The sequence below is a fragment of the Actinoallomurus oryzae genome (assembly GCF_039541955.1).
Taxonomy (GTDB): domain Bacteria; phylum Actinomycetota; class Actinomycetes; order Streptosporangiales; family Streptosporangiaceae; genus Actinoallomurus; species Actinoallomurus oryzae.
Genome location: NZ_BAABHF010000024.1, coordinates 148,187 through 174,182, shown reverse-complemented (window position 1 = coordinate 174,182; position 25,996 = coordinate 148,187). Strand labels below are relative to the sequence as shown.

Sequence of the window (25,996 nt, the reverse complement as noted above, 5' to 3'; positions counted from 1 at the left end):
AGACCCAGCAGACATGGAAGCCTTCACCGTTCACACCGGGCGCGCCGTGCCGCTGCGGCGCAGCAACGTCGACACCGACCAGATCATCCCGGCGGTCTGGCTCAAGCAGGTCAGCCGTACGGGCTTCGAAAAGGGCCTGTTCTCCGCCTGGCGGGAGGACCCGGAGTTCGTGCTGAACCGTCCGGAGTACGCCGGGGCGTCGATCCTGGTCGCCGGGCCGGACTTCGGCACCGGATCCTCGCGCGAGCACGCCGTCTGGGCCCTGCAGCAGTACGGCTTCCGCGCCGTCATCTCGGCCCGCTTCGGCGACATCTTCCGCAACAACGCCACCAAGATGGGCCTGCTGCCGATCCAGCTGCCCGAGGACTACATCGAGCGCCTGCAGGACAAGATCGAGGCGAACCCGGCCAAGGAGTTCACCATCGACCTGCCCGCCCGCGAGCTGCGCTGCGACGAAGGCGGCGTGCGGTCCTTCGAGATCGACGACTACACCCGCTGGCGCCTGACGGAGGGGCTCGACGACATCGGCCTCACCCTGCGGTACGCCGACGACATCACCGTCTATGAGAAGAACCGGCAGCCGTGGCTCCCGGTGACCGCCTGAGAGACCGGGACAGGGCGGTCTCCGCCCGTCCGCGTACGCCGGCGGGGCGCGCGTCGTCCCCGCCGGCGGCCTCGCCGCGCCGGAGCCACCGAAAAAACCGGGTGTGATTATGAACGCATCGCGCGGGAGCTGGAACGATCCGCAGCTCGACGCCCTGGCGGACGGGCTCCGGATCGCGCATGCGCGGGTCGCGAAGCTATCGCCGCTGGTCAGACCGCAGATGACCAGGCATTTGCTGGTCATCACCGACCTCGCCAAACGGGATGCCGCGCTCGCCCTGAGACGCCTCGAATCATTCCTCAGCGATCTCGACGGCGATGAAAACGTTCCCTGAGGGGCACTTCCGCCTGCGACACAGCCGAAAACCTCAGCCATGGGTGATTGTGTAGATGCTGCGAGTCCCCTAGTTTCAAGCGAGCAAGGGGGAAGAGGAGTAACCCATGAACAAGCGTGAGCTCGTCGACGCTGTCGCCGAACGAGTGGGCAGTAAGAAGATCGCGGGAGAGGCCGTCGACGCGATTCTGGACACCATCCAGGACACCGTCGCCAAGGGGGAGAAGGTCGCCATCACCGGCTTCGGCTCCTTCGAAAAGGCGGATCGACCCGCCCGAGAGGCCCGCAACCCGGCGACCGGCGCCACCATCAAGGTGCCGGCGACGTCGGTCCCGAAGTTCAAGGCCGGTGCCGATTTCAAGGGTCAGGTGGCCGGTCCCAAGAAGAAGTAACACCCGAAGAAGCGACGCATACGGTCGGCGCCCGGAGAGACATCCCGTCTCCCGGGCGCCGTCGGCGTCCGCGGGCCCCCGACCCCAGACCGGCAAGGCTCAGACCGGCAAGGCTCAGGCCCGCGAGGCTCAGGCCCGCAAGGCTCAGGGCAGGGGGAACGTCGACAGGGTGATCGCGGTGATCCAGCCCTCCTCGACGGCGATGTTGACCCGCTGACCGAGACGCAGCAGCCGCAGGCCGCCGGCGTCGAACGCCAGCGCACCGAAGGTCATCTCGCTTCCGTCGTCCAGCAGCACGCTTCCGCTGCGCGTGTCACGATCGAACGCCTTCACCGTCGCCTGCATAACCGCAGAGCTTAGAGCCTGCCCGCGAGCCCCTGATGTCCCCGGCGGCGCGGCGGGGCTCGGAGGCAGGACTATCGGAGGCAGGACTAACGGCGTGCGGAGGGCAGGAGCGGGGCGACCGAGGCCGTACGGGGGCCGACGCCGAGCTCCAGGGCGGCGCGCAGGTCGTCGATCGTGTCGACGTCGCGGCGCACGCTCGGGACGTCGTCGAGCGCCAGCTCCCGTGCGCCGCCGTCGCGGTGGCGGGCCCGTGACTCCAGGCCGAAGGCCGGGGTGAAGACCGCGTCCGGCCGGGCGGTGTAGAGCGTGGTGCCGACGCCCGCCGCGTCCGGGACGAAGGCGTTCGGCACCGCGGCGGCGGCGTCCAGCACCCGCGTCAGCTCGCCGGGCCGCAGCGACGGCAGGTCGGCGCTCAGCGCGCCGACGGCGCGTTCGGGGGCCAGGCGCCGGGCCTCGGCGGCGCCGTGCACCAGGGCCGGGTTCAGGCCGTCGTCGGGTTCGTCGGGCACGATGATCGCGCCGAGGGCGGCCAACTCCGGCGCCGCGACCGGATCGTCGGTGACCACGACGACCCCCTCGACCCGCGATGATCGGAGTACGGCCGATACCGTGTCGGTCGCGATCGCCAGCGCGAGCCGCTCGCGGTGCGGCCCGGCGGGTCCGGACAGGCGCGACTTCGCCCGTGCCAGCGGCTTGACCGGCACGACGAGCGTCCAGGTGAGACGGTGGGTACGAGGCATCGTGGGTCGACACTATGCGGAACCAACCGCGAGACTTGACCGGACCCCGCAGTTGGCGGGGACGAACCTAGGAGATGGGCAATGAAATATTCGCCCGTGTGGCGCACGATCGTTGTGGGGATCCTGCGGCCGTTGCTGTTCACCCTGCTCAAACGCGACTGGAAGGGGCAGGAGAACATCCCCCGCACGGGCGGCGTGGTCATCGCGCCCAACCACCTGTCCGAGTCCGACCCGCTGGCGCTGGCCCACTTCGTCTACACCGGCGGCCGATTCCCGGTGTACCTGGCCAAGGACTCGGTGTTCAAGAGCCGGGTGCTCGGCCACATCCTGCGCCGTACCGGCCAGATCCCGGTCTACCGCGACCGCTCCGACGCGGGCCTGGCGCTCCGCGACGCGGAGAAGGGCCTGCGCTCCGGCGAATGCGTGATCTTCTACCCCGAGGGCACCTGCACCCGTGACCCGGACCTATGGCCGATGACCGGCAAGACGGGCGCGGCCCGCGTCGCGCTCACCACCGGCGTCCCGGTGATCCCGGTCGCGCACTGGGGCGCGCACGAGCTGTGGCGGTACGGCACGAAGAAGATCCGGCTGTTCCCGCGCAAGACGATGCACGTCGTCGCCGGGCCGCCCGTGGACCTGTCGAAGTACGAGGGAAGGCCGCTCGACGCCGAGACCCTCACCGCCGCGACCGCCGACATCATGGCCGCCATCGCCGCCCTGCTGGGCGAGCTGCGCGGTGAGACGCCGCCGGAGACGCTCTATGACCACCGCGCGGCGACCCGCGCCGCCCGCGCCGCCAAGCGGGGGGCCGGCGCGGAGGGCGGCGGAAGCGACAAAGACGGCACGGACGGCACGGACGGCGACAACGAGGAGGCCAAGGCCTCTTGAAGATCGCAGTACTGGGAGCAGGGTCCTGGGGGACCGTCTTCGCCAAGGTGCTCGCCGACGCGGGCGGCGACGTCACCCTCTGGGGACGCCGTACGGACGTCGTCGACGCGATCAACCGGACCCGTCGCAACCCCGACTATCTCCCGGACACCACGCTGCCGGAGCGCCTGAGCGCCACCACGCACGTCGCCGAGGCCCTCGACGGCGCGCCGTACATCGTCCTGGCCGTGCCCGCCCAGACCCTGCGCGCCAACCTGCGGGAGTGGCGGCCGCTGATCGGCGACGACGCCGTGCTGGTCAGCCTGATGAAGGGCATCGAGCTCGGCACCTGCAAGCGGATGAGCGAGGTGGTCCGCGAGGTCGCCGGGGTGCCGGAGGAGCGGGTCGCGGTGATCAGCGGGCCCAACCTGGCCCGCGAGATCGCGCTGGAGCAGCCCTCGGCAGCCGTCGTCGCCTGCACCGACGAGCCGACCGCGCAGAAACTCCAGCTCGCCTGCATGACGCCCTACTTCCGCGCGTACACCAACCCGGACGTCGTAGGCTGCGAGCTGGGCGGCGCGGTCAAGAACGTCATCGCCCTCGCCGTCGGCATCTCGGTCGGCATGGGCATGGGCGACAACGTCCGCGCCCTGCTGATGACGCGCGGGCTCGCCGAGATCGCCCGCCTGGGCGCGGCACTGGGCGCCGACCAGCACACCTTCGCCGGGCTGGCGGGCATGGGCGACCTCGTCGCCACCTGCGGCTCGCCGCTGTCGCGCAACCGGACGTTCGGGGAGAACCTCGGGCGCGGCATGAGCCTGGACGAGGTCATCGCCGTGACGAAGCAGACCGCGGAGGGCGTCAAGTCCTGTGACGCGGTGCTGGAGCTCGCGCGGCGCCACCACGTCGAGATGCCGATCACCGAGGGCATCGTGGCCGTCATGCACCGCGGCCTGAGCCCCGTCGAGGCGGGCCGGCTGCTGATGTCGCGCACCCCCAAGCCGGAACGCTACGGAGTCTGAGAGCACATGAGCGAGGGAATCGAAGACACGCCCCTGTGGTCACCCTTTCCGACGAAGGAGGGCTCATGACCGAGCGAAGCGAGGGAATCGAAGACACGCCCCTGTGGTCACCCTCTCCGACGAAGGAGGGCTCATGACCGAACAGCCGTCCGGGGAGAACACCCGCGCGGTCCACCTGCCGCCGGCCCCCGTGCCCAGCCAGCAGCCGCTCGGCACGCCGGTGTGGCGCTCGGCCACCTACGCGTTCCCGACGTCGCAGGAGTACGCCGACGTGCTGGGCGAGCGCATGCCGGGCTACACCTACAGCCGGATCGACAACCCGACCTCCGACGGGTTCGCGGCGGCGGTCGCCGCCCTCGAGGGCGCGCGCGTCGGCGGCGTGACGGGCGAGGCGTTCGCCTCGGGCATGGCGGCGATCACCGGGGTGCTCCTGGCGTACACTCACGCGGGCGCGCACGTCGTCGCGCCCGCGGCGGCGTACGGCGGCACGTACGGGCTGTTGTCGCAGCTGCTGTCGAGGTTCGGGGTGGCGACCGACTTCGTCGACATGACCGACCCGGCGAAGGTGCGCGCGGCGATCCGCCCTGAGACGCGGCTCGTGTGGGCCGAGACCCTGGCGAACCCCACCATGGCCGTGGCCGACCTGCCCGCGCTGGCGGAGGCGGCACACGAGGCGGGGGCGCTGCTGGTCGTCGACTCGACGTTCGCCACACCGGTCGTGTGCCGCCCCCTGGAGCACGGCGCGGACCTCGTCGTCCACTCGGCGACCAAGTACATCGGCGGGCACAGCGACGCGACGGGGGGTGTCGTCGTCGGCCGTACCGGCGTGGTCGCGCCGGTCCGCGCGGTGCGCATCCACACCGGAGGATCGCTGGCGCCGGACGAGGCCTTCCTGCTGCGCCGCGGGCTGGAGACGCTGCCGCTGCGGGTGCGCCGCCAGTGCGACACCGCCGCGCTGCTGGCGGCGGCCGCCGCCCGGCATCCCGCGGTCGCCCGGGTCGACTACCCGGGGCTGCCGGACCACCCCGGCCGCGAGACGGCGCGCCGGCTGTTCGACGCCGGGCCGGAGGGCACCCGGTTCGGCGCGATCGTGACGATCACCCCGCACGGCGACGCCGCGGCCGGCATGGCCCTCGCGGACGGCCTCCGCCTGGCGAAGGTGGCCACCTCACTGGGCGGCACCCACACGCTGGCCGGGCACATCGCCTCCACGACGCACCGGCAGATGGACGAGCGCGCGCTGGCGGCCGCGGGCATCGGCCCGGCGGCCGTCCGCTTCTCCGTCGGGCTCGAGGACGCCGACGACCTGATCCACGATGTCAACAATGCCTTGAGCGCTCTGGGGCGGATCGGGGAACACGAGGGGGCATTGAACTCGTGACCCGACCCGGCCGTTTCACGCGGCCGGGCGGCGAAACACGCCGTGTAGGGTCAAGGCTCGCGGGCGTCGTCGCAGGTGAGAAGAGGGGTGGAGGCATGCGCAAGGTCCGTGTCGCCGTCGTTTTCGGCGGCCGTAGCTCCGAACACGCGATCTCCTGCCTCACCGCGGGCGGCATCATCGCGGCGATCGACCCGGACCGCTACGAGATCGTCCCGGTGGGCATCGCCCGCGACGGCCGCTGGGTGCTCGCCTCCGGGCAGCGGCTCGCGATCGAGGACGGGCACCTGCCCGAGGTGGACACCGGCGGCGCGGCCCTCGCCCTCCCGTTCGACGGGCCGGGCGGCGGCCTGATGGTCGTGGCGCCCGGAGAGGTGCCGCGCGCCCTGGGCGAGGTCGACGTGGTGCTGCCCCTCCTGCACGGCCCGTACGGCGAGGACGGCACGATCCAGGGCCTGCTCGAACTCGCGGGAGTCCGCTACACCGGCGCCGGGGTGTTCGCCAGCGCCGCCAGCATGGACAAGGCCTTCATGAAGGTCATCCTGCGGGGCGCCGGGCTGCCCGTGGGCCCGTACGTGGTCGTCGGCGACCGCCGCTGGCGGCGCGAGCGCAAGCGCGTGGTGGACGACGTCAAGGAGCTCGGCTGGCCGGTGTTCGTCAAGCCCGCGCGTGCCGGGTCGAGCATGGGCATCTCCCGCGTCGACGCCGAGCCGGACCTGGAGGCCGCGGTCGAGGCCGCGCGCGAGCACGACCCCAAGGTGATCGTCGAGGCGGCGGTCGAGGGCCGCGAGATCGAGTGCGGCGTCCTCGAGGGGCTGGACGACGGCCCGCCCGAGGCCAGCCTGCCCGCCGAGGTGCACGTCGGCGACGGCCACGACTACTACGACTTCGAGGCCAAGTACCTCGATGAGGGGCTGCGGCTCGACATCCCGCCCGACCTGCCGCCCGCCGTCATCGAAGAGGTCCGCAGGCTGTCGGTGCAGGCCTTCGAGGCGGTCGGTTGCGAGGGCCTCGCCCGGGTCGACTTCTTCTACACACCCGACGGCCGGGTCGTCGTCAACGAGATCAACACGATGCCCGGCTGCACGCCGGCGTCGGCGTTCCCCAAGATGTGGGCGGCGACCGGCCTGGACTACCCGGCCCTCGTGGACCGCTGGATCCGTACGGCGATGCAGCGGCCCACCGGCCTGCGCTGAGCCGGCGACAAGGCCTCAGGCGAACGGCAGCCAGGCCGTCCTGGCGAGGGTCGTCGCGTCGTCGGCCTGCAGACCGGACGGCGACAGCGTCCAGAGCGTGTCGCCGACCAGCAGCGCCCGCTGAACGGGGCCCGCCGCGTCCGGCTGCCGTACGCTCCCCAGACGCCGTACGCTCGACGGACCGGCCGACAGCACCAGGGCCCCGTCCCGGCCGCCCATCGGAACGACCGTCAGTCCGGTGGCCGGCCAGTAGAGGAACGCGCGCGGGTCGCCCTCGACCGCCGACCATGAGGACGGCAGCGTGTACCCGCTCAGCCTCTTCGGCGCGGCCGGGTCGCTCACGTCGAACAGCGACACCTGGGCGCCCTTCACCCGCCCGTTCGCGTCGGCCTGCTGGCCGACCCCGATGAGCCGTCCGTCGCCGGCCGGGTGCAGGTAGGCCGAGTAGCCGCTGATCTTCAGCTCGCCGGTGACGCGTGGCCGGGCGGGATCGCGCAGGTCCAGGGTGTACAGCGGGTCGGTCTGCCGGAAGGTGGCGACGTAGCCGACCGGGCCGGCGAAGCGCACCGCGTAGAGCCGCTCGCCCCGGCCGAGCCCGCCGGCCTCACCCACCTGCTGCAGGCGGTTCCCGCGCCGGGCCAGGACGTACACGGCGCTCTGGGAGGTGCCCGGGGACGTCGCGGTGCCTCCGGAGGTGGTGGCGACCCGCAGGTTCCCGGCGTACTCGGACAGGGCGTACCGGTTCACCGGGGTGCCGGGCACCGAGCCGGAGGCGGCGAACCGGGGCGGGCCCGAGCCTCCCGCGTCGAAGCGGTAGATGTCGGTCCGGTCCGCCGAGCCGGACGGGTGGTCGGTGACGTACAGGCCGGTGCTCGATCCGTACACCGTCTCGCCGCCGGCCACCACGCTGACCGGGGAGGCGTCGGCCATGTCGCCGGACAGGTCCACCGACAGCACCGACACCAGCGACAGCCCGGTGTAGGACGGCGGATGGCTGACCTGGTCGCACGGCACCTTCTCGGCCGTGGTGCGACCGCCGCGCGTGACGCTGTAGCGCGGCAGCCACGCGTCCAGCGGCGCTTTCCCGACCGCCCCGCGGTTCGCCGCGGTCGCGTCGGCGTCACTGCCGCCGTGACGCTGCGGGAAGGCGATGTTCGGCGCCGACCGCATGACGATCCGCGCGGTCGGGCCGGTGCGGCGGGCGTCGACGTACGAGCCGTCGAGGCGCATCGAGCTCACCACGCGTGGCGCGCCGTGCAGGTCGACGAGCACCAGGCGCGGACCCGGTGCGCTGCGGGCGGTCACCGGCCCGTCGACGATGCCCCCGCGCGCGAAGGTGATCGCCGGGCGCAGGACGACGAGTGCCCGGTCGCCGTACAGCATCAGCTCACCGGCGGACCACGCGCCGCCCTCCCGCAGGTCCAGCGAGCCGGTCTGCCTGCGGGACGCCGCGTCGACCACGACCAGCCGCCCGCGCGCCACCGTGACGATCCGGCGGCCGTCGGTCTTGACCTGGTCGGGCTCGTCGACGCCCGGCTCCTGCACATTCGTGTCGGAGTGGGGCGTGGCGGCCTGCTGCTTGGCCGTCAGGTCGCCGGGGACGCGCCCGCTGACGAGCGGACGCATGACCGGGTCACCCGCCAGGCCGTAGGGGCCGACGTGCGCCGCGGTGGCCTTGCGCAGGCCGCTGAGGAGCTCGCCGCAGTCGTCGTAGGCGACCAGGCGGAGCGAGGGGGCGGGGCGTGCGGGGGCGGCGAGGCTGCTCGCGCCGCATCCAGCGATGATCAACCCGGCGACCGCGACCGCGAGAACCGGCCGGCCACCCGAACTCGAATCGGAGCCCATGGGGTTTGGACGCACGCCGTTCCCGCCCGGTTCCGGTGAAGTCCAATTGACGGGTCGTTAAAAGCCGTGAAACCGCGCTGAAACAGCCTGACGTGCAGGATTGACCCATCAGATCCGCCGAAGGTCCGTTGAAGGTCCGCCGACGAGAGAAGGGACCGGCACTTGCTGTTCACGCCTGCCGCGCCGATCCGGACGGTGCAGTACATCCCCGGTCACAATCGCTGGCATCCCGACATTCCGCCCGTCGCCGAGGTGATCGCCGGAGGTTCGATCCGGCTGAGCTGCCAGGGCGATGGTGTCCTGTGCGGGCCGGTCGGCGTCGTCGGTGCCGAGCCGGGGGACCTCGTCATGGTCGAGATCCTCGGTATCGGCCGCCTGGACGGGTGCTTCTCGCCCGCGGCCCATCCGGGCGTCCTCGGCTGTGCGCCCTCGCACGCGATGCTCCGCGACACGCCCGGCGACCCGGAGGGAGCGCTGCTCGGACGCATCGCGCCCTCGTCCGCCGACCACGACCGGATCGCGGCGAGCGCCCCGCCGGTACGCGCCTCGTGCCGGGCACTGGCGCCGCGCGCGCAGATCCTGCTGCCGGTGCACGTTCCGGGAGCCCGCATTTCAGCCGGTGACCTGCACTTCCCCGACGAGGGCGGCTGCCGGACCGAGGGCGGCCGGCTCGACCTGCGGGTGCATCTGACCAAACGCGGCATGGAGCGGTTCCAGATCACCGAGCCGGTGCTCATGCCGATCACGACCAGTTCCCTCGACGCGACGGTCGCGGGCCTGACCGTCGGAGTCGCCTGAAGCCGCGCCGGACGGCGCCGCGAATCCCCGTGTGACACCGAGGAGGTGAACGCCTAGCGAGAGCACCCAGACCGTCAGGAGGCACCTCGCCGAGGAGCGCGACTCGTCTCCCGCGCTCCTCGGCGTCCCTGCGTGGCATGCTGGAAGCGATGGACGATCCTGAGCTGGTGGAGTTCGCGACCAGGCTGTTCGGCCTCGCCCGCGAAGGCCGCGCCGAGACGCTCGCCGCGTACGTCGACGCGGGCGTGCCGGCCGACCTCGCCAACGACGCGGGAGACACCCTGCTGATGCTGGCCGCCTACCACGGGCGTGCCGAGACCGTACGGGCGCTGCTCGAACGCGGCGCCGACCCCGGCCGGGCCAACGACCGCGGCCAGACACCGCTGGCCGGCGCGGTGTTCAAGAAGGAGGCCGACGTCGTACGCGCCCTGCTCGACGCGGGCGCCGACCCTCGGGCGGGCACCCCCTCGGCCGTCGACACGGCCCGGATGTTCGGCCATGAGGACTACCTGCGGTGGTTCGGCGCGTGAGGCCGCGGCGTACGGGCGTCTCTCAGGCGGCGAGCGGCGCGTCCAGCCGCTGCGCCATCTCCCGCATCCGCCGCAGCGCCGCCAACTCCATCTGCCGCACCCGCTCGGCGGACACGCCCAGGCGCATCGCGATCTCGCGGCGGCTGTGCTCCATGCCGTCCTCCAGGCCGTAACGCGCCCGGAGCACCACCGCCTCGCGCGGCTCCAGCCGGTCGAGCATGCCGTCGATGATCTCGAGCTGGGCGCCGGCCATCGCCTCGTCCTCGGGCGAGGGCGCGTCCTCGTCGGCCAGCAGGTCGCCCAGTGAGGTCTCCTCGTCCTCGCCGACCACGGCGTCCAGGCTCGCCGGCGTACGGTCCCAGCGGTCCAGCTCGCCGATCCGCTCGACCGGCAGGTCCAGCTCGGCGGCCAGCTCCTCGTTGGTGGGCTCGGAGCCGGTGAGCAGGACGAGTTCGCGGCGGGCCTTGCGCAGCCGGTTGACGTCGGTGTGGACGGCTCCGGGCAGGCGCACGGACCGGGAGGAGTTGGCCAGGGCACGGCCGATCGCCTGCCGGATCCACCAGGTCGCGTAGGTGGAGAACTTGAAACCACGCTGCGGGTCGAACCCCTCGACCGCCCGGATCAGGCCGATCGTGCCCTCCTGGATCAGGTCCAGCAGGCTCATTCCGTCGGTGGGGTAGCGGCGCGCGACCGAGACGACCAGGCGGAGGTTGGCCAGGATGAACCGGTCCTTGGCCGCGTCGCCGCGCGCGGCGACCTCCTCCAGCTCATCGACGGTGGCACCGTCGGGACGGGTGCCGCTGTCGAGGTGGTTGTGAGCCAGCAGCCCGGCCTCCATGGCCAGCGCGAGTTCGATCTCCTGTTCGGCCGTGAGCAGTGGTGTCGCGGCGATCTCATCCAGATAGGCGCCGAGCAGGTCGCCATCGGCGGCACGTCCGGGCCGCCTGACACGCCTGCCGCTGTTCGTGGTCGCCGCCATGGGCCACCTCGCTCTCACGTCGGATCCCGTATGGATCAACGCCGATCTCCCCTTTGCTGTTCCGCGATACCCCGAATGTCGGCTTCGCCAACACGGAGAAGAGCACCCGGTCAGGGTGCTCTTCGTCACGCGGTCAAGGGGAAGGGCTCAGAGACCGCCCGGAAACCCCCGGCGGTCTCTCAGGCGCGGCTGGCCTGGACCTCGAGCTGGATGTCGACGTTGTCGCCCAGGAGCGCCTTTTCGCCGCCGAGCGGCACGTTGAACTCGATGCCGTACTCCTTACGGCTGATCGAGGTGGTGGCGCTGAAGCCGACGCGCGTGCCGCCCCAGGGGTCCTGGCCGGAGCCGTTGAACTCCAGGTCGAGGGTGACCGGGCGGGTGACGTCGCGGATGGTCAGGTCGCCGTCCAGGAGGTAGTCGCCGCCGTTCTCGCGGATGCCCGTGCTGACGAACCGCATGGTCGGGTAGTTGTCCAGGTCGAGGATCTCGGCGGACCGGACGTGGTTGTCGCGGTCGGCGTTGCGGGTGTCGATCGACTTGATCTGGATCTCGACGGAGGTCGTCGACTCGAGCACGTTCTCGGGGATCTCGAGCGAGCCGGAGAACTCCGTGAAGGAGCCGCGGACCTTGGTCATCAGATGCCGGATCACGAACGTGACCTCACTGTGCGCGGGGTCGATGTTGTACGTGCCGGGGTCGATCCCGAGCTCACTGGCGAGGGCGGTCATGGAAGCCTCCATTGCTTGAATGTTCAACTATGATACCGGATTTTAGTTGAAACTTAAATCATGGGCAAGTCGTCAGGACAAGGAAGATACTGATCCGGGCGGAGCCGGCACGCCACTGTCCCGACGACGCGGTGTACGGCGAGGAGGCGGGAGCCACCCCGGGCGTCTCCGGCCGGCGTTGGATCATCGACCCGATCGACGCGACGGCGGCACTTCGCGCACCATGTTCCCCTGTTCGGCGTCAGCATCGCGCCCGAGGACGAGCACGGATCCGCGCTCGGCTACGAGGACCTGGCGCCGATGCCGGTGCTCATCGAGGAGGCGGGCGGCCGGGCCGCCGACCTGTCCGGTGGGCCGTTGCTGCCCGGGCCGGGCACCGCGGTGGTCGGCACGGGGCGGTTCCACGACGAGCTGCTCGGGCTGCTTCGCCCGCCCGGCGGAACGGCGGGTCTAGGTCGCCTCGCGCAGGCGGCGGGCGGCGTCCTCGGGGTAGATGTCGTTCACGAAGGCGCCCATGGCGGCCTCCGACCCGGCGAGGTACTTCAGCTTGTTCGCGGCGCGGCGGGTGCTGAACAGCTGGAGGTGCAGGTAGGCGAGGTCGCGGTCGGCCGTGACCGGTGCCTGGTGCCAGGCGGAGACGTAGGGCATCGGCACGCCGAACAGGCGGTCCAGGCGCTGCAGCACGTCGACGTACAGCGGGGCGAAGGCGGTGCGCTCCTGCGCCGACAGGGCGCTCAGGTCCGGCACCTTCCGGTGGGGGAACAGGTGCACCTCGAACGGCCACCGGGCCGCCTGCGGCACGAACGCCGTCCACAGGTCGTTCGCGGCCACCACGCGTGTGCCGGCGGCGCGCTCGTCCGCGAGCACGTCGGCGAACAGGTCGCCCCCGGTCTCCTCCCGGTGGGCGCGGGCGACCTGGAGCATCCGCTCGGTCCGCGGCGTGACGAAGGGGTAGGCGTAGATCTGCCCGTGCGGGTGGGCGAGGGTGACGCCGATCTCCGCGCCGCGGTTCTCGAAGCAGAACACCTGCTGCACGCCGGGCAGCGTGGACAGCTCGGCCGTACGGTCGGCCCACGCCTCCATGACCGTGCCGACCTGGGCCAGGTCGAGCGTCGCGAACGACGCGTCGTGGTCGGGGGAGAAGCACACCACCTCGCAGCGGCCCAGCCCCGGGACGACGCCGTCCAGGTGCTCGGGGGCGCGGCCGGAGTAGGACGGGAACCGGTTCTCGAAGACGGCCACCTCGTAGTCGGCGGCCGGGATCTCGGTGGGCCGGCCCGGTTTGGAGGGGCAGAGCGGGCACTGGTCGCTCGGCGGCAGGTGGGTGCGGTCCTGGCGGTGCGCGGCGATCGTCACCCACTCGCCGAGCAGCCGGTCGCGGCGCAGCTCGGACGCCTGCGGGGGCGGCGGCAGCGTACGCGTGTCGACCGCGGACCGGTCGGCGTCGTCGTGCCGGTCGAAGTAGATGAGCTCCCGCCCGTCGGCGAGATGGGTGACCGTGCGTTTCACGCGTCCGCCTCGCCCGGGTCGACGGTGATCAGTTCGCCGACCTCGTCGGCGAGCTGTTTGCGCGCCTCGTCGCCGACGCCGGAGTCGGTCACGAGCACGTCGGCGTCGGACAGCCGCGCGATCGTGCTGAGCCCGACCGTCCCCCACTTGGTGTGGTCGGCCAGGACGGCGAGGCGGCGTGCCGCGCCGACCATCGCCCGGTCGGTCTCGGCCTCCATGAGGTTCGGCGTGGTGAAGCCGGCGCGCGTGCTCATGCCGTGCACGCCGAGCAGCAGCAGGTCGACGTTGAGCGCGCGGACCGCGTTGACCGCGACCGGCCCCACCAGGGCGTCGGAGGGAGTGCGGATGCCGCCGGTGAGCACGATCGTCTGGTCGGCGCGGCTCGCCCGGTAGAAGACATCGGCGATCTGGATCGAGTTCGTGACAACGGTCAGCTCCGGTACGTCGGTGAGGTGGTGGGCGAGCGTCCACGTGGTGGTGCCGGCCGAGACGGCGACCGCGGTGCCGGGCCGTACGAGCCGGGCGGCGCGGCGGGCGATGGCCTCCTTCTCCTCGCGCTGGCGGACCGACTTGGCCGCGAAGCCGGGTTCTTCGGTCGAGCCCGCGCCGACCGTGGTCGCGCCGCCGTGCACCTTGGAGACCAGGCCGCGGTCGGCCAGCACCTCCAGGTCGCGCCGGATCGTCATGTCGGAGACGCCGAACTCCCGTACCAGGTCGGCGACACGGACACCGCCGTGCTGCTGGACGAGGTCCAGGATCACCTGCTGCCGCTGTTGGGCGAGCATCGTCACCTCCTCTCGGTGACCGTCCACGGCGTGAAGCGTGCCTGGAGAAACGACATATGTCAACACAGCCGCACATCGTGACGCGGCAGGTCTTGTTGGTTTGTGTGTGGAATGGTAGGAATGCGCACATCGCCTGGTAACTCGGCGGAAACATCGGGGTAACGGGACCAGGACCATCACCAGCCGACAGTTGTCAGAAAGAAGGCAGAGCATGGCCCGGATACGCAGGCCGGGAGCCGCGGTCGTCGCGCTCGGCGTCGCGGTCGCCCTCAGCCTCTCCGCCTGTTCGTCAGGCAAGGAGAGCACCGACACCAACGCGGACAAGAAGGTGTCGGGGAAGATCTCCATCGCGTACCTGCAGAAGCAGGGCGACCAGCAGTACTTCATCGACGAGGCCCAGGGCGCCAAGGACAAGGCCAAGCAGCTCGGCAACGTCGACGTCAAGGTCGTCAACCTCGGCAATGACACCAACAAGGCGGTGTCGGAGACGCAGGCGGCCGTCGCCCAGAAGGCCAACGGCGTCATCATCGTGCCGCCGGACCCGGCCGTCGGCCCGCAGATCGTGCAGACGGCGGCCGCCGCGAAGGTCACGCTGCTGACCAGCGACGACCAGATCTGCAAGAACGGCCCGGACCCCTCCAAGTGCGCCAAGGACCAGCTCGTGCAGCGGGTCGGCTTCTCCGGCAGCCAGATGGGCCAGCAGGTCGGCCAGCGCGCCGGTGAGGAGTTCAAGAAGGCGGGCTGGAAGGCCTCCGACACCGCGGTGATCTCGGCCTGGAAGCAGGACGTGACCGTGTGCACCGACCGCGTGGTCGCCGCCCAGACCGCGTTCGAGCAGGCCGCCGGCACCAAGGTGCAGGTCATCAAGGTCGGCACCGACAACACCCCGACCGACGCCCAGTCCAAGACCGGCGCCGTCGTCTCGGGCCACCGCTCCGTCAAGCACTGGGTCGTGTGGGGCTGCAACGACGAGAACGTCTCCGGCGCGGTCACCGCGCTGCAGAACGCCGGCTACAAGGCCGGTGACATCGACGGTGTCGGCCTCGGCGCCTACCTGGCCTGCAAGGACTGGAACTCGGGCAAGGCGACCGGCATGAAGGCCGCGCTGTTCATCAACGGCTACGACGTGGGCGGCCTCGCCGTCCAGACGATGGTGGACAACCTGCGCAACGGCAAGCCCATGCCGCAGGAGGCGTTCGCGCCGACCAAGATGGTCGACGCCTCCAACTGGAAGCAGGAAGGCGTCAAGTGCACCTGACCTGAGCGAACCGGCCGGGGAGCGCGGCGTTCTCCCCGGCCGGTCGACGCCGTCGCCCGCCGCCTCGGGCACCGGCGTCCCGCCCCTACGCCGACGATCGCGACCGGTGCGCATCCTCCGCCGCCCACCGGCCGCGTCACCCCGGGGAACGACGCGGTGCCCGATCCACCGCGCCGGCCCCAGCAGTGCGCACACCCCCGAACGCAGGAGCAGCACATGCGCACCGTCCGTGTCCTGGTATCGGCACTCGTCGCGACCGCGGCGAGCGTCGCCGGTGCCGCCACCCTCTCCCTCGCCTCGGCCCCGCCGGCCGCCGCCCTCGACAACGGCCTCGCCCGCACACCCCAGATGGGCTTCAACAACTGGAACGCCACCCACTGTGGCGCGGACTTCAACGAGGCGATGGTCAAGAGCATCGCCGACCTGTTCGTCTCCTCCGGCCTGAAGGACGCCGGATACCGGTACGTCAACCTCGACGACTGCTGGGCCGAGCACGACCGCGACGCGAACGGCGACTACGTCCCGAACAAGACGCGGTTCCCGAACGGCATCAAGGCGGTCGCCGACTACGTGCACTCCAAGGGCCTGAAGTTCGGCATCTACACCAGCGCCGGCACCATGACCTGCGCCCAGACGATGCCCGGCTCGCTCGGGCACGAGCAGCAGGACGCCCGGCTGTTCGCGTCCTGGGGAGTGGACTACCTCAAGTACGACAACTGCAACAACCAGGGCGTCGACGCCGTCCAGCGGTACACCACGATGCGCGACGCGCTGAAGGCGACCGGCCGCCCCATCCTGTTCTCGATGTGCGAGTGGGGCGAGAACAAGCCGTGGCTGTGGGCCAAGGACGTCGGCAACTCCTGGCGCACGACCGGCGACATCGGCGACAGCTACACCAGCATGCTCGGCATCGTCCACCAGAACATGGCCCTGGCCCAGTACGCCGGCCCCGGGCACTGGAACGACCCGGACATGCTGGAGGTCGGCAACGGCGGCATGACCGACATCGAGTACCGGTCGCACTTCAGCCTCTGGGCCGAGATGGCGGCGCCGCTGCTGATCGGCACGGACCTGCGCAAGGCCTCGCCCGAGACGATGAAGATCCTCACCAACAAAGACGTGATCGCGGTCGACCAGGACACCCTCGGGGCCCAGGGCGCGCCGATCTCCACCGACGGTGGCCGGGACGTCTTCGTCAAGCCGCTCGCGAACGGCGACAAGGCCGTCGCGCTGTTCAACGAGTCGGACGGGCCGCAGCGGATCACCACGTCGGCCAGGGCGATCGGGATGCCGTCCGCGCCGGCGTACCGGGTCCGCGACCTGTGGGCGCACACCGACCGGGAGACCGCCGGCACCCTGAGCGCGATGGTCCCGGCGCACGGCACGGTGATGCTGCGGGTGGCACGCGACCGGCGCTGGGCGGCGTACCCGCCGGCGGTGGACGCCGCCACCGACGTGCCGGTGGCGTACCCCGGCGCGCGTCCGTTCGTCGAGCCCGGCACGTCGGTGACCGTGACGACGACCGCGTCGAACTTCGGCAGGCTGCCCGCGCCGCTCGTCAAGAACGACCTCGCCGCGCCGGACGGGTGGACCGTCCAGGCCACGTCGCCCAGGTCCAGCGCACTCGTCGGCTCGGGCAGGAGCTTCGCCACGACGTGGACCGTCCAGGTGCCGGCCGGCGCGAAGCCCGGCACGTACGACCTGGACACCACCGCCACGTACGAGCCGGACTCCACGGTCGCCCGGAACACCGTCCAGGTCGACGTCCTGAACGTCACGCCGCCGCCGTCCGGCACCTCCTACCTCAGCGACCTGACCTGGCTCCGCGCCGACAACTACTGGGGCCCGGTGGAGAAGGACACCAGCAACGGTGAGAAGGCCGCGGGCGACGGCCACCCGATCACCATCAACGGCACCGTGTACAAGAAGGGGCTCGGCGTGCACGCTCCGAGCACCGTCGAGTACTACACGGCCAAGAAGTGCACCTCCCTGTCGGCCGACGTCGGCGTGGACGACGAGAAGACGGCCAACGGCTCGGTGACCTTCCAGGTCTGGGCGGACGGCACGAAGGTCGCCGACAGCGGCCTGCTCACGACCGCCGATCCGGCCGCACATCTGACCGCCGACGTCGGCGGGGCGACGCTCGTCCGCCTCATCGTCACCGACGGCGGCAACGGCACCGACAGCGACCACGCGGACTGGGCCGACGCCCGGCTCACCTGCACCTGACCCATCCGGCGGGGCGGCTCACCGGCCGCCCCGCCACGACACGAAGGCCTGCCATGACCGAGCGGAGCGACGGGATCGAGGACACGGTCATGAGGCCGACGAAGGAGATCTCGTGACCGAGCGAGACGAGGGAATCGAAGACACGGCCCCGGCCGTCACACCCTCCGACGACAAAGGGCTCGTGACAGAGTTGCGCGTCGCGGGGATCTCCAAACGGTTCGCCGGCGTACGGGCCCTGAACGACGTCACACTGGACTTCGCCGGCGGGGCGGTGACCGCCCTCATGGGCGAGAACGGCGCCGGGAAGTCCACCCTCATCAAGATCATCAACGGCGACTACCTGCCGGACGAGGGAGAGATCATCCTCGACGGCGAGCCGCTGAACCTGCACTCGCCGGCCGACGCGCGGCACGCCGGCATCCGCGTCATCCCGCAGGAGCCCGAGATCGTGCCGCACGTCTCGGTGGCCGAGAACGTCTACCTCGGCACGCTGCCCCGCCGGGCCGGCCGCGCCCTCGACCGCGCCACCCTCAACCGGCGCGTACGCGCCGACCTCGAACGCCTGGGCTTCGAGCGGGTCATCGACCCGGACACCCTCGGCTCCCGCCTCACCCCCGCGCAGCGCCAGCTGGTGGAGATCCTGCGGGCGCTGACCACGGACGCGAAGGTGATCGCGTTCGACGAGCCGACGTCGTCGCTGTCGGAGCACGAGGTCGAGGCGCTGTTCGCGCTGATCCGCCGGCTGCGCGAGGACGGCCTGGCCGTCATCTACGTCTCGCACCGGATGCAGGAGATCTTCCAGCTCGCCGACCACATCGCGGTGTTGCGCGACGGCGGCCTGGTCGGGGTGCGCGAGGCGGCCGAGACCGACGAGAACGAGATCGTGCGGATGATGGTCGGCCGCGACCTGTCGGCCATGTTCTCCCGTGAGCACTCCGCCACCGGCGACGTCGTGCTGGAGGTCGACAACCTCACCAGTGACGACGTGCAAGACATCAGCCTCACCGTGCACGCCGGTGAGGTGGTGGCCCTCGCCGGTCTGGTCGGCGCGGGCCGCTCCGAGCTCGCGGGGGCGCTGGTCGGCGACCTGCCGATCCGCTCCGGGGAGGTGCGGGTCGAGGGCCGGCGCGTGCGGCTGCGGCAGCCGGGCGACGCCGTACGGGCCGGCATGGGCTACGCCCCGGAGGAGCGCAAGGCCCAGGCGCTGCTGCTCGAACGCTCGGTGCGCGACAACACCTCCCTCGTCGTGCTGGACCGGCTGCGCCGCTTCCGCTTCGTCCGACGCGCCGAAGAGCGCCGGCTGACCCGGGAGTACGTCGACCGGCTCAACGTGCGCACGCCGGACATCGAGCACGAGGTGCGCAAGCTGTCCGGCGGCAACCAGCAGAAGGTCGTGCTCGCCCGCTGGCTGGCCCGCAAGCCGAAGGTGCTCATCCTCGACGAGCCCACCCGCGGCATCGACGTGGGCGCCAAGGCCGAGATCTACCACCTCATCGACGACCTCGCCCGCTCGGGCGTGGCCGTCCTCGTCATCTCGTCCGAGCTCCCCGAGGTGCTCGGACTGGCCGATCGCATCATCGTCATGCAGAACGGCCGCATCACCGGCGAACTCGACCGGGCCGACGCTTCCGAGGAGGCCATTCTCGGCCTCGCCATGGCGGAGGACCTGACCACGTCGCTATCGGAGGGACAGCAATGACAACCGCCACCCGCGAGCCGGTGGACACGCCGCCGAAGGAGGCGGCGCCGCGCCGTGTCCTGAGCACGGTCGGGCCGCAGAACATCAGCCTCATCGGCGCGCTCATCGTCGTCGTCGCGATCTTCACCTGGCTGAACTCCGGCTACCTCACCTGGAACAACATCCAGGTGATCGGCGAGGCCGCGACCGTGGCCGGGCTGCTGGCCGTGGTCCAGACGGTTGTGATCATCTGTGGCGCGATGGACATCTCCGTCGGCTCGCAGACCGGCGTCGCCTCGGTCATCTCCGCGATGGCCTTCATGTCGACCGGGCACAACCCGTTCCTCGGGATGGCCGCCGCGGTCGGGCTGGGCATCGTGATCGGCGTGGTGAACGGCCTGATCATCGTGTACGGCCGGGTCAACCCGGTCATCGCGACGCTGGCCGGGCTCGCCGCCTACAAGGGCGTCGCCCAGCTCATCTCCGGCGGCCGGGCGCAGGGCTTCGTCCTGGGCGACGACCTGTTCATCTTCATCGCCCGCGGCCGGATCGCCGGCATCCCGGTGCAGGTCTGGATCCTGATCGTGGTCGCCGTCCTCGTCCACCTGATGCTCAAATACACCGACATCGGGCGCAACGTCTACGCGATCGGCGGCAACGACACCGCCGCGCGCCTGGCCGGGATCAACATCAACAAGTACCTCATCGCGGTGTACGCGCTCGCGGGCATCGTCTCGGCCGTGGCCGGCATCGTGCTGACCGCGCGCACCGGGTCGGGCCAGCCGACCAGCGGCAGCGAGGGGCTGGAGCTCCAGTCGATCACCGCCGCGGCCCTCGGCGGCTGCGCGCTCAAGGGCGGCAAGGGCGGCATCGGCGGCACCCTGCTGGCGGTGCTGCTCCTCGGCGCCCTGAACAACGGCCTCAACGTCGTGGGCGTCAACACGTTCTGGCAGAACGTCGCCCAGGGCGCGCTCCTGGTCGTCGCGGTCATCATCCAGCAGCGCCGTAACGGGGAGCGCGCGGTCGGCCTGCCCACCTGAGCACCCGCGCCCGTTCCTCGAAGAACGCCCGGAACCCCGTGCCCGCCGCTCGCGACGGTGAGGGTTCCGGGCGGTCGCTTGAAGCCGGCGCGCCGCCGTACGCGCGGGCTCTCAGGCACCGGGTCACCGGCGATTGACACGGCCCTATGGGGTAAGCATGTGTCGTTCGACGATCCTGGGGAGGAACACGTGCTCGGACTGCCGGAGGCCGTTACGGCGTGCCTGTTCGACATGGACGGGGTGCTGACCCGTACCGCCACCGTCCACGCCGCCGCGTGGAAGCAGATGTTCGACGACTTCCTCCGGGAGCGTGAGGGCGAGGGGTTCACGCCGTTCGACCCGGTGGCCGACTACGACGAGTACGTGGACGGCAAGCGACGCGAGGACGGCACCCGCTCGTTCCTGGAGTCGCGCGGCATCGAGCTGCCCGAGGGGTCGCCGGACGATCCGCCGGACGCGTCCACGATCAACGGGCTGAGCGCGCGCAAGAACGCGCTGGTGCTGGAGAAGCTGCGGGAGCACGGTGTGGAGGTGTATCCAGGGTCGATCCGCTACGTCCGCGCCGCGCGGGACGCCGGGCTCCGGACCGCGGTCGTCTCCTCCAGTGCCAACACCGCCCAGATCCTCGACGCGGCGGGCATCGCCGACCTGTTCGACGCACGCGTCGACGGCCTGACCGCCAAGGAGCGCGGGCTGGCCGGAAAGCCGGCGCCCGACATGTTCCTCGCCGGGGCGGAGTCCCTCGGCGTGCCGGCGTCGGCGGCCGTGGTGTTCGAGGACGCCCTGGCGGGCGTGGAGGCCGGCCGGGCGGGCGGTTTCGCGCACGTGGTCGGCGTGGACCGCGTCGGCCAGGCGGAGGCGCTGAGGCGTCACGGGGCGGACGTCGTCGTCAAGGATCTGGAGGAGCTGCTTTGATCAAGCAGGCCGCGTACGCCGTCGAGCCGTGGTGTGTCCGCGAGCAGGAGCTGGACCTCGACACGCTCGCGCAGAGCGAGTCGGTGTTCGCCCTGTCCAACGGCCACGTCGGGCTGCGCGGCAACCTCGACGAGGGAGAGCCGCACGGGCTGCCGGGCACCTACCTCAACTCGGTCTACGAGCTGCGGCCGCTGCCGTACGCCGAGGCCGGCTACGGGTACCCCGAGTCCGGGCAGACGGTCATCAACGTCACCAACGGCAAGCTGTTCCGGCTGCTGGTCAACGATGAGCCGTTCGACGTCCGGTACGGCGAGCTGCGCTCGCACGAACGCCTGCTGGACCTGCGGGCCGGCACGCTGACGCGCAAGGCCGAATGGACCTCTCCGGCCGACGACACCGTACGCGTGACCTCCGTCCGTCTCGTCTCCCTCGTGCAGCGCGCCGTCGCGGCGATCTGCTACGAGGTCGAGGCGGTCGACCAGCCGGTGCGCATCGTCGTGCAGTCGGAGCTGGTCGCCAACGAGACGCTGCCGACGGCGGGCAAGGACCCGCGCGCCGCGGCGTCCCTCGAGTCGCCCCTCGCCCCCGAGGAGTGCGCCGCCACCGACCAGAGCGTCGTCATGGTGCACTGCACCCGGGAGAGCGGCCTGCGCGTCGGCGCCGCGATGGGCCACGAGATCGACTGCCCCGACGGCACGATCGACACGGGGGTCCTCAACGACGTCGGCCGCGTCACGGTCGCCACGCGCCTGGAGCCGGGCCGGCGGCTGCGCATCATCAAGTACCTGGCCTACGGCTGGTCCAGCCAGCGGTCACGGCCCGCCCTGCACGACCAGGTCATCGCCGCCCTGGCGGCGGCGAGGCTCACCGGCTGGGAGGGGCTGCTGCGTGAGCAGCGGGAGTACCTCGACGACTTCTGGGCGGGGGCCGACGTCGAGGTCGACGGCGACGCCGAGGTGCAGCAGGCGGTGCGCTTCGCGCTGTTCCACGTCCTGCAGGCCGGGGCGCGGGGCGAGCGCCGCCCCATCGCCGCCAAGGGCCTGACCGGGCCCGGGTACGACGGCCACACGTTCTGGGACACCGAGTCGTTCGTGTTGCCCGTGCTCACCTTCACCCAGCCGCGCGCCGTCGCGGACGCGCTGCGGTGGCGGCACTCGACGCTCGACAACGCCCGGGCGCGCGCCCGGCAGCTCGGGCTGGAGGGGGCCACCTTCCCGTGGCGCACGATCCAGGGCGACGAGTGCTCCGGGTACTGGCCGGCCGGCACGGCGGCGTTCCACATCGGCGCCGACATCGCCTACGCGGTCGTGCGCTACCTGTCGGCCACCGGCGACGAGGCGTTCGCCCGCGACTACGGCCTCGAACTGCTGGTGGAGACCGCGCGGCTGTGGCGCAGCCTCGGCCACCACGACGCCCAGGGGCGCTTCCGCATCGACGGCGTGACCGGGCCGGATGAGTACAGCGCCATCGCCGACAACAACGTCTACACCAACCTCATGGCCCAGCGGAACCTCCAGGCCGCCGCGGACCTGGCCGAACGCCACCCGGAGCAGGCCGAACGCCTCGGCGTGACCGACGAGGAGACCGCGTCGTGGCGCGACGCGGCGGCCGACATGCACATCCCGTACGACCGGCGGCTCCAGGTGCACCCGCAGAGCGAGGGCTTCACCGAGCACGCGCCGTGGGACTTCGAGTCGACCGGGCCGGACCAGTATCCGCTGATGCTGAACTTCCCCTACTTCGACATCTACCGCAAGCAGGTCGTCAAGCAGGCGGATCTCGTGCTCGCCATGCACCTGCGCGGCGACGCCTTCACCCCCGAGCAGAAGGCGCGCAACTTCGCCTACTACGAGGCGCTGACGGTCCGGGACTCGTCGCTGTCGGCCTGCACCCAGGCGGTGATGGCGGCCGAGACCGGCCATCTCGACCTGGCCCACGACTACCTGGGCGAGGCCGCGCTGATGGACCTGGACGACCTGGAGCACAACACGCGCGACGGGCTGCACATCGCCTCCCTCGCCGGGGCCTGGACCGCCCTGGTCGGCGGCCTCGGCGGGATGCGGGTGGACGACGACACGCTCGCGTTCACCCCGCGGCTGCCCGGCGGGATCACCCGGCTGGCCTTCCGCGTGCGGTATCGCGGACGCCGGCTGAAGGTCACCGTCACCGCGCACCAGGCCGTGTACGAGCTCCTCGACGGCGCCCCGCTGGAGATCACCCACGGCGGCGAGCGCGTGGCGCTGGACGGCGGAGCGGTCAGCCGCCCGGTGACGCCGCCGCCGATCCGGCCCACGCCCACCCAGCCGCGCGGGCGCGCGCCCCGGCGCCGCGGGGAGTGATCACAGGGAGCCGTCGGGGCCGGCGGCGAGCGCCGTCTTGATCGGATCGGCCGGCTCGAAGGGAGCGATCACAGGGAGCCGTCGGGGTTGGCGGGGACCGCCGTCTTGATCGGGCCGGCCAGCTCGATCAGCACGTCGCCCGGCGGCTCGTACGCCCCGGGCACGGTCACCTCGACGTACGCCCGGCGTCCGACGGCGGTGAACGTGACCGGGCGGTCCGCGGGCACCGGCAGCCAGTTGACGCCGTTGACCACCACCAGCTCCGAGGTGGGCTTCAGCGCGGTGGGGCGGGGCACGCCGCAGCGCACCACGATCGCGGGCGAGCCCCAGGCCGTGACGAGCGGCGACTTCGGCGACGTGGCGCGCCGGGACTTGCCGTGGACCTTCGCGGGCAGCCGGTCACGGAGGCTCCGGCACACGGACGCGATCGCCGCGGGCGGTCGCGGCACGGGGACCTCGACGGCTCCGGTGCCGCACCCGGTGAGCAGGAGGAGCACACCGCCCGCCGTCAGAGCGCGCCTCATGGTGCAGACTGACGGCGGGAGGGACACCGGCTCAGATGTGGACGATGGGGCAGGTCAGTGTGCGCGTGATCCCCTCCACCGACTGGATCGACGCGACGACGAGCTTGCCCAGCTCGTCGACGTTGTTCGCCTCGGCTCGGACGATGACGTCGTACGGGCCGGTGACGTCTTCGGCCAGGGTCACGCCCGGGATGCCGGAGATCTCACCGGCCACCTCGGCGGCCTTGCCGACCTCGGTCTGGATGAGGATGTAGGCCTGCACCATCACGTCCTCCCTGGGACAGCCAATCTGACGGTCACCGTACCGTGTCTTCACTGGAGGTGGGTCATCACCGTCGGCGAACTCGGCGAGTTCGGAATCATCGCACGGATCACCGCGCGCCTCGCACCCGGCCCCGCCGTAGAGCTGGGACCCGGCGACGACGCCGCGATCGTCGCCGCGCCGGGCGGCCGGGTGGTCGCGACCACCGACGTGCTGGTCGAGGGGCGTCACTTCCGCCGCGACTGGTCACCGCCGTACGACATCGGCCGCAAGGCGGCCGCCCAGAATCTCGCCGACGTGGTCGCGATGGGCGCCCGGCCGACGGCCCTGCTCGTGGGCCTCGGCGTTCCTCCCGACACCGACGTCGCCTGGGTGGAGGCCCTGTGCGACGGGATGCGCGACGAGTCGGCGCAGGTCGAGGCGTCGATCGCGGGCGGCGACATCGTCCGCGCCGAGACGGTGCTGCTCGCCGTGACGGCCATGGGCGCACTGGACGGCCCGCCGCTCACCCGCGCGGGCGCGCGTCCCGGCGACGTCGTCGCGGTCTGCGGGCGGCTCGGCCACGCGCAGGCCGGCGTCGAGCTGCTCGAGCGCGGGTTGCGCGAGCCGGCCGCCCTGGTCGGCGCCCACCGCCGCCCGCGCCCGCCGTACGCCGCGGCCCTGCGCGCCCGTGAGCTCGGGGCCACGGCGATGCTCGACGTCAGCGACGGCCTCGTCCAGGACCTCGGGCACATCGCCGAGGCGAGCGGCGTACGGATCGAGCTCGTCGGCGACGCCGTGCCCGGTCCGCCCGTGCCGGACGCGCGGCGGCTGGCGCTCACGGGTGGTGAAGATCACGCATTCGCGGCGACGTTTCCGCAGGAGGCGGCGCTGCCCGCGGAATGGCAGGTCATCGGACGTGCGGTCGCCGGTCCCGCGGGCGTCACGGTGGACGGACGGCCGTACGGAGCCGGCGGATGGGACCACTTTCACTAACCAGATGGAACAGTTCTCCCTGTTGACGCCCCTCGTCTGGTAGGCATGACTGGTGTGCTTTTGGTATACATCCCGAGACCGGAGAGGGACGGGATGGGACGACACACCAAAGACGTGGAAGACGGCGTTCCTGAGGAGGACGGCCCTCACCGGTACGGGAGGGTCGGCAAGGTGCCGCTCCTGCCGGCGGTCGCCGGTGTCGTGGCGATCGGTGCGATCGTATCCGCGCTCAGCACGCAGCAGATCTCACTGAACTTCGCCGGCGGGCCGCCGCCACCGGGCGACCGGGCGGCGCAGCCGCAGGTCAGCGACTCGGCCTCGCCTCAGGACCGGAGCCGCCGCACGGCGCGCGACGGCGACTCCTCGCTCCTCCCGCGTGCGGGCGGCAGCCCGCGGGCGAGCCGGGGGAGCGGGCGAAAGACGGTCACCGTCTCCTACCGCACCCTCACGACGGGGGCGACCGGATTCCGCGGCCAGGTGACGATCACCAACCACGCGAGCACCTCGGTGCGGGGCTGGACGCTCATCCTGCGATACTCGCGGGCCCAGATCCTGTCGGCGTGGGACGTGAAGGTGGTCCGCCGGGGCACGACCCTCGTCGCGGACAACCCCGCCGGCCACCCGTACATCGCACCCGGAAAGTCGGTCAAGGTGTCCTTCGTCGCCACCGGGACCGCCGGCCGGCCGGCCGGCTGCTCGTTTAACGGAAGCTCCTGCTGAGCGCC

The 25,996-nt window shown here is 71.7% G+C and carries 26 protein-coding genes; 17 read left to right on the top strand and 9 right to left on the bottom strand.

The genetic code is table 11. The features are described 5' to 3' along the window. The first annotated feature begins 13 nt into the window (after positions 1 to 13). From leuD to ABEA10_RS21990, 3 genes are all read left to right on the top strand, one after another. Positions 14 to 604: a 3-isopropylmalate dehydratase small subunit gene (leuD, locus tag ABEA10_RS22000; protein ID WP_345466710.1), complete on the top strand. Its 591-nt coding sequence runs from the start codon at positions 14 to 16 to the stop codon at positions 602 to 604. Between the two features lie 109 nt (positions 605 to 713). Next, positions 714 to 938, top strand: a complete 225-nt coding sequence (locus tag ABEA10_RS21995; RefSeq protein ID WP_345466708.1) for an SCO5555 family protein — start codon at positions 714 to 716, stop codon at positions 936 to 938. Between the two features lie 106 nt (positions 939 to 1,044). Further along, on the top strand, positions 1,045 to 1,329 hold the full coding sequence (locus ABEA10_RS21990) for an HU family DNA-binding protein (protein WP_285569221.1): 285 nt from the start codon (positions 1,045 to 1,047) through the stop codon (positions 1,327 to 1,329). A gap of 144 nt (positions 1,330 to 1,473) precedes the next feature. Here ABEA10_RS21990 and ABEA10_RS21985 read toward each other — a convergent pair whose 3' ends face one another. Both ABEA10_RS21985 and cofC read right to left on the bottom strand, forming a co-directional pair. Continuing rightward, complete coding sequence (locus ABEA10_RS21985) at positions 1,474 to 1,674, bottom strand: cold-shock protein (RefSeq protein ID WP_329256392.1); 201 nt, start codon at positions 1,672 to 1,674, stop codon at positions 1,474 to 1,476. A gap of 86 nt (positions 1,675 to 1,760) precedes the next feature. Next, entirely contained in the window at positions 1,761 to 2,414 is a 654-nt protein-coding gene (gene cofC / locus ABEA10_RS21980) for a 2-phospho-L-lactate guanylyltransferase (RefSeq protein WP_345466704.1), read from the bottom strand. Positions 2,415 to 2,495: 81 nt separating this feature from the next. Between cofC and ABEA10_RS21975 the strand changes: the two genes are divergently transcribed. From ABEA10_RS21975 to ABEA10_RS21960, 4 genes are all read left to right on the top strand, one after another. Then, on the top strand, positions 2,496 to 3,302 hold the full coding sequence (locus tag ABEA10_RS21975) for a lysophospholipid acyltransferase family protein (RefSeq protein WP_345466702.1): 807 nt from the start codon (positions 2,496 to 2,498) through the stop codon (positions 3,300 to 3,302). Then, positions 3,299 to 4,303, top strand: coding sequence for an NAD(P)H-dependent glycerol-3-phosphate dehydrogenase (locus ABEA10_RS21970; RefSeq protein WP_345466700.1), 1,005 nt, complete (start codon positions 3,299 to 3,301; stop codon positions 4,301 to 4,303). Before ABEA10_RS21975 ends, ABEA10_RS21970 begins: the two co-directional genes overlap by 4 nt. A 133-nt stretch (positions 4,304 to 4,436) precedes the next feature. Next, the gene (locus tag ABEA10_RS21965) at positions 4,437 to 5,684 is read left to right on the top strand and encodes a trans-sulfuration enzyme family protein (RefSeq protein ID WP_345466698.1); all 1,248 of its coding nucleotides are present in this window, start codon (positions 4,437 to 4,439) and stop codon (positions 5,682 to 5,684) included. A gap of 95 nt (positions 5,685 to 5,779) precedes the next feature. After that, entirely contained in the window at positions 5,780 to 6,877 is a 1,098-nt protein-coding gene (locus ABEA10_RS21960) for a D-alanine--D-alanine ligase family protein (protein ID WP_345466695.1), read from the top strand. 15 nt (positions 6,878 to 6,892) lie between these two features. Here ABEA10_RS21960 and ABEA10_RS21955 read toward each other — a convergent pair whose 3' ends face one another. Continuing rightward, positions 6,893 to 8,737, bottom strand: coding sequence for a beta-propeller domain-containing protein (locus ABEA10_RS21955; RefSeq protein ID WP_345466693.1), 1,845 nt, complete (start codon positions 8,735 to 8,737; stop codon positions 6,893 to 6,895). 147 nt (positions 8,738 to 8,884) lie between these two features. Between ABEA10_RS21955 and ABEA10_RS21950 the strand changes: the two genes are divergently transcribed. Together ABEA10_RS21950 and ABEA10_RS21945 are read left to right on the top strand one after the other, a co-directional pair. Next, positions 8,885 to 9,520 (top strand): acetamidase/formamidase family protein, encoded by a 636-nt coding sequence (locus ABEA10_RS21950; RefSeq protein WP_345466691.1) that lies wholly within the window; start codon positions 8,885 to 8,887, stop codon positions 9,518 to 9,520. A gap of 149 nt (positions 9,521 to 9,669) precedes the next feature. Beyond that, a complete protein-coding gene (locus tag ABEA10_RS21945) occupies positions 9,670 to 10,050 on the top strand; it encodes an ankyrin repeat domain-containing protein (protein ID WP_345466689.1) in 381 nt (126 codons plus the stop codon). Positions 10,051 to 10,072: 22 nt separating this feature from the next. On the opposite strand, the gene ABEA10_RS21940 is transcribed toward ABEA10_RS21945, so the two are convergent. From ABEA10_RS21940 to ABEA10_RS21925, 4 genes are all read right to left on the bottom strand, one after another. Next, entirely contained in the window at positions 10,073 to 11,029 is a 957-nt protein-coding gene (locus tag ABEA10_RS21940; RefSeq protein ID WP_329256410.1) for a sigma-70 family RNA polymerase sigma factor, read from the bottom strand. Between the two features lie 179 nt (positions 11,030 to 11,208). Continuing rightward, on the bottom strand, positions 11,209 to 11,757 hold the full coding sequence (locus tag ABEA10_RS21935; RefSeq protein WP_345466686.1) for a YceI family protein: 549 nt from the start codon (positions 11,755 to 11,757) through the stop codon (positions 11,209 to 11,211). 450 nt (positions 11,758 to 12,207) lie between these two features. Then, complete coding sequence (gene galT / locus ABEA10_RS21930; RefSeq protein ID WP_345466684.1) at positions 12,208 to 13,266, bottom strand: galactose-1-phosphate uridylyltransferase; 1,059 nt, start codon at positions 13,264 to 13,266, stop codon at positions 12,208 to 12,210. Then, a complete protein-coding gene (locus ABEA10_RS21925) occupies positions 13,263 to 14,051 on the bottom strand; it encodes a DeoR/GlpR family DNA-binding transcription regulator (RefSeq protein WP_329262338.1) in 789 nt (262 codons plus the stop codon). The genes galT and ABEA10_RS21925 overlap by 4 nt, the downstream gene beginning before the upstream one ends. A 211-nt stretch (positions 14,052 to 14,262) precedes the next feature. Here ABEA10_RS21925 and ABEA10_RS21920 point away from each other — a divergent pair, with 211 nt between their 5' ends. The 6 genes from ABEA10_RS21920 (at position 14,263) to ABEA10_RS21895 (ending at position 23,510) form a co-directional block, all read left to right on the top strand. Continuing rightward, positions 14,263 to 15,309: a substrate-binding domain-containing protein gene (locus tag ABEA10_RS21920; RefSeq protein ID WP_345466682.1), complete on the top strand. Its 1,047-nt coding sequence runs from the start codon at positions 14,263 to 14,265 to the stop codon at positions 15,307 to 15,309. A 216-nt stretch (positions 15,310 to 15,525) separates the two neighbouring features. Then, on the top strand, positions 15,526 to 17,538 hold the full coding sequence (locus ABEA10_RS21915) for an NPCBM/NEW2 domain-containing protein (protein ID WP_345466680.1): 2,013 nt from the start codon (positions 15,526 to 15,528) through the stop codon (positions 17,536 to 17,538). Positions 17,539 to 17,650: 112 nt separating this feature from the next. Next, positions 17,651 to 19,237 carry a sugar ABC transporter ATP-binding protein gene (locus ABEA10_RS21910; RefSeq protein WP_345466678.1) on the top strand — a complete coding sequence of 529 codons (1,587 nt, stop codon included), beginning with the start codon at positions 17,651 to 17,653 and terminating at the stop codon, positions 19,235 to 19,237. Next, complete coding sequence (locus tag ABEA10_RS21905; protein ID WP_345466676.1) at positions 19,234 to 20,256, top strand: ABC transporter permease; 1,023 nt, start codon at positions 19,234 to 19,236, stop codon at positions 20,254 to 20,256. The genes ABEA10_RS21910 and ABEA10_RS21905 overlap by 4 nt, the downstream gene beginning before the upstream one ends. 189 nt (positions 20,257 to 20,445) lie before the next feature. Next, positions 20,446 to 21,171: a beta-phosphoglucomutase family hydrolase gene (locus ABEA10_RS21900; protein ID WP_345466674.1), complete on the top strand. Its 726-nt coding sequence runs from the start codon at positions 20,446 to 20,448 to the stop codon at positions 21,169 to 21,171. Then, positions 21,168 to 23,510, top strand: a complete 2,343-nt coding sequence (locus tag ABEA10_RS21895; protein WP_345466672.1) for a glycoside hydrolase family 65 protein — start codon at positions 21,168 to 21,170, stop codon at positions 23,508 to 23,510. Before ABEA10_RS21900 ends, ABEA10_RS21895 begins: the two co-directional genes overlap by 4 nt. 68 nt (positions 23,511 to 23,578) lie before the next feature. Here the strand turns inward: ABEA10_RS21895 and ABEA10_RS21890 are convergent, their stop codons facing one another. Together ABEA10_RS21890 and ABEA10_RS21885 are read right to left on the bottom strand one after the other, a co-directional pair. Further along, positions 23,579 to 24,034: a DUF3515 domain-containing protein gene (locus ABEA10_RS21890; protein WP_345466670.1), complete on the bottom strand. Its 456-nt coding sequence runs from the start codon at positions 24,032 to 24,034 to the stop codon at positions 23,579 to 23,581. 31 nt (positions 24,035 to 24,065) lie between these two features. Then, the gene (locus ABEA10_RS21885; protein ID WP_285571319.1) at positions 24,066 to 24,299 is read right to left on the bottom strand and encodes an Lrp/AsnC family transcriptional regulator; all 234 of its coding nucleotides are present in this window, start codon (positions 24,297 to 24,299) and stop codon (positions 24,066 to 24,068) included. 63 nt (positions 24,300 to 24,362) lie between these two features. On the opposite strand from ABEA10_RS21885, the gene ABEA10_RS21880 reads away from it, so the two are divergent. After that, entirely contained in the window at positions 24,363 to 25,271 is a 909-nt protein-coding gene (locus tag ABEA10_RS21880) for a thiamine-phosphate kinase (RefSeq protein WP_345467383.1), read from the top strand. 93 nt (positions 25,272 to 25,364) lie between these two features. Next, a complete protein-coding gene (locus ABEA10_RS21875; RefSeq protein WP_345466668.1) occupies positions 25,365 to 25,991 on the top strand; it encodes a cellulose binding domain-containing protein in 627 nt (208 codons plus the stop codon). The last annotated feature ends 5 nt before the right edge of the window (positions 25,992 to 25,996 follow it).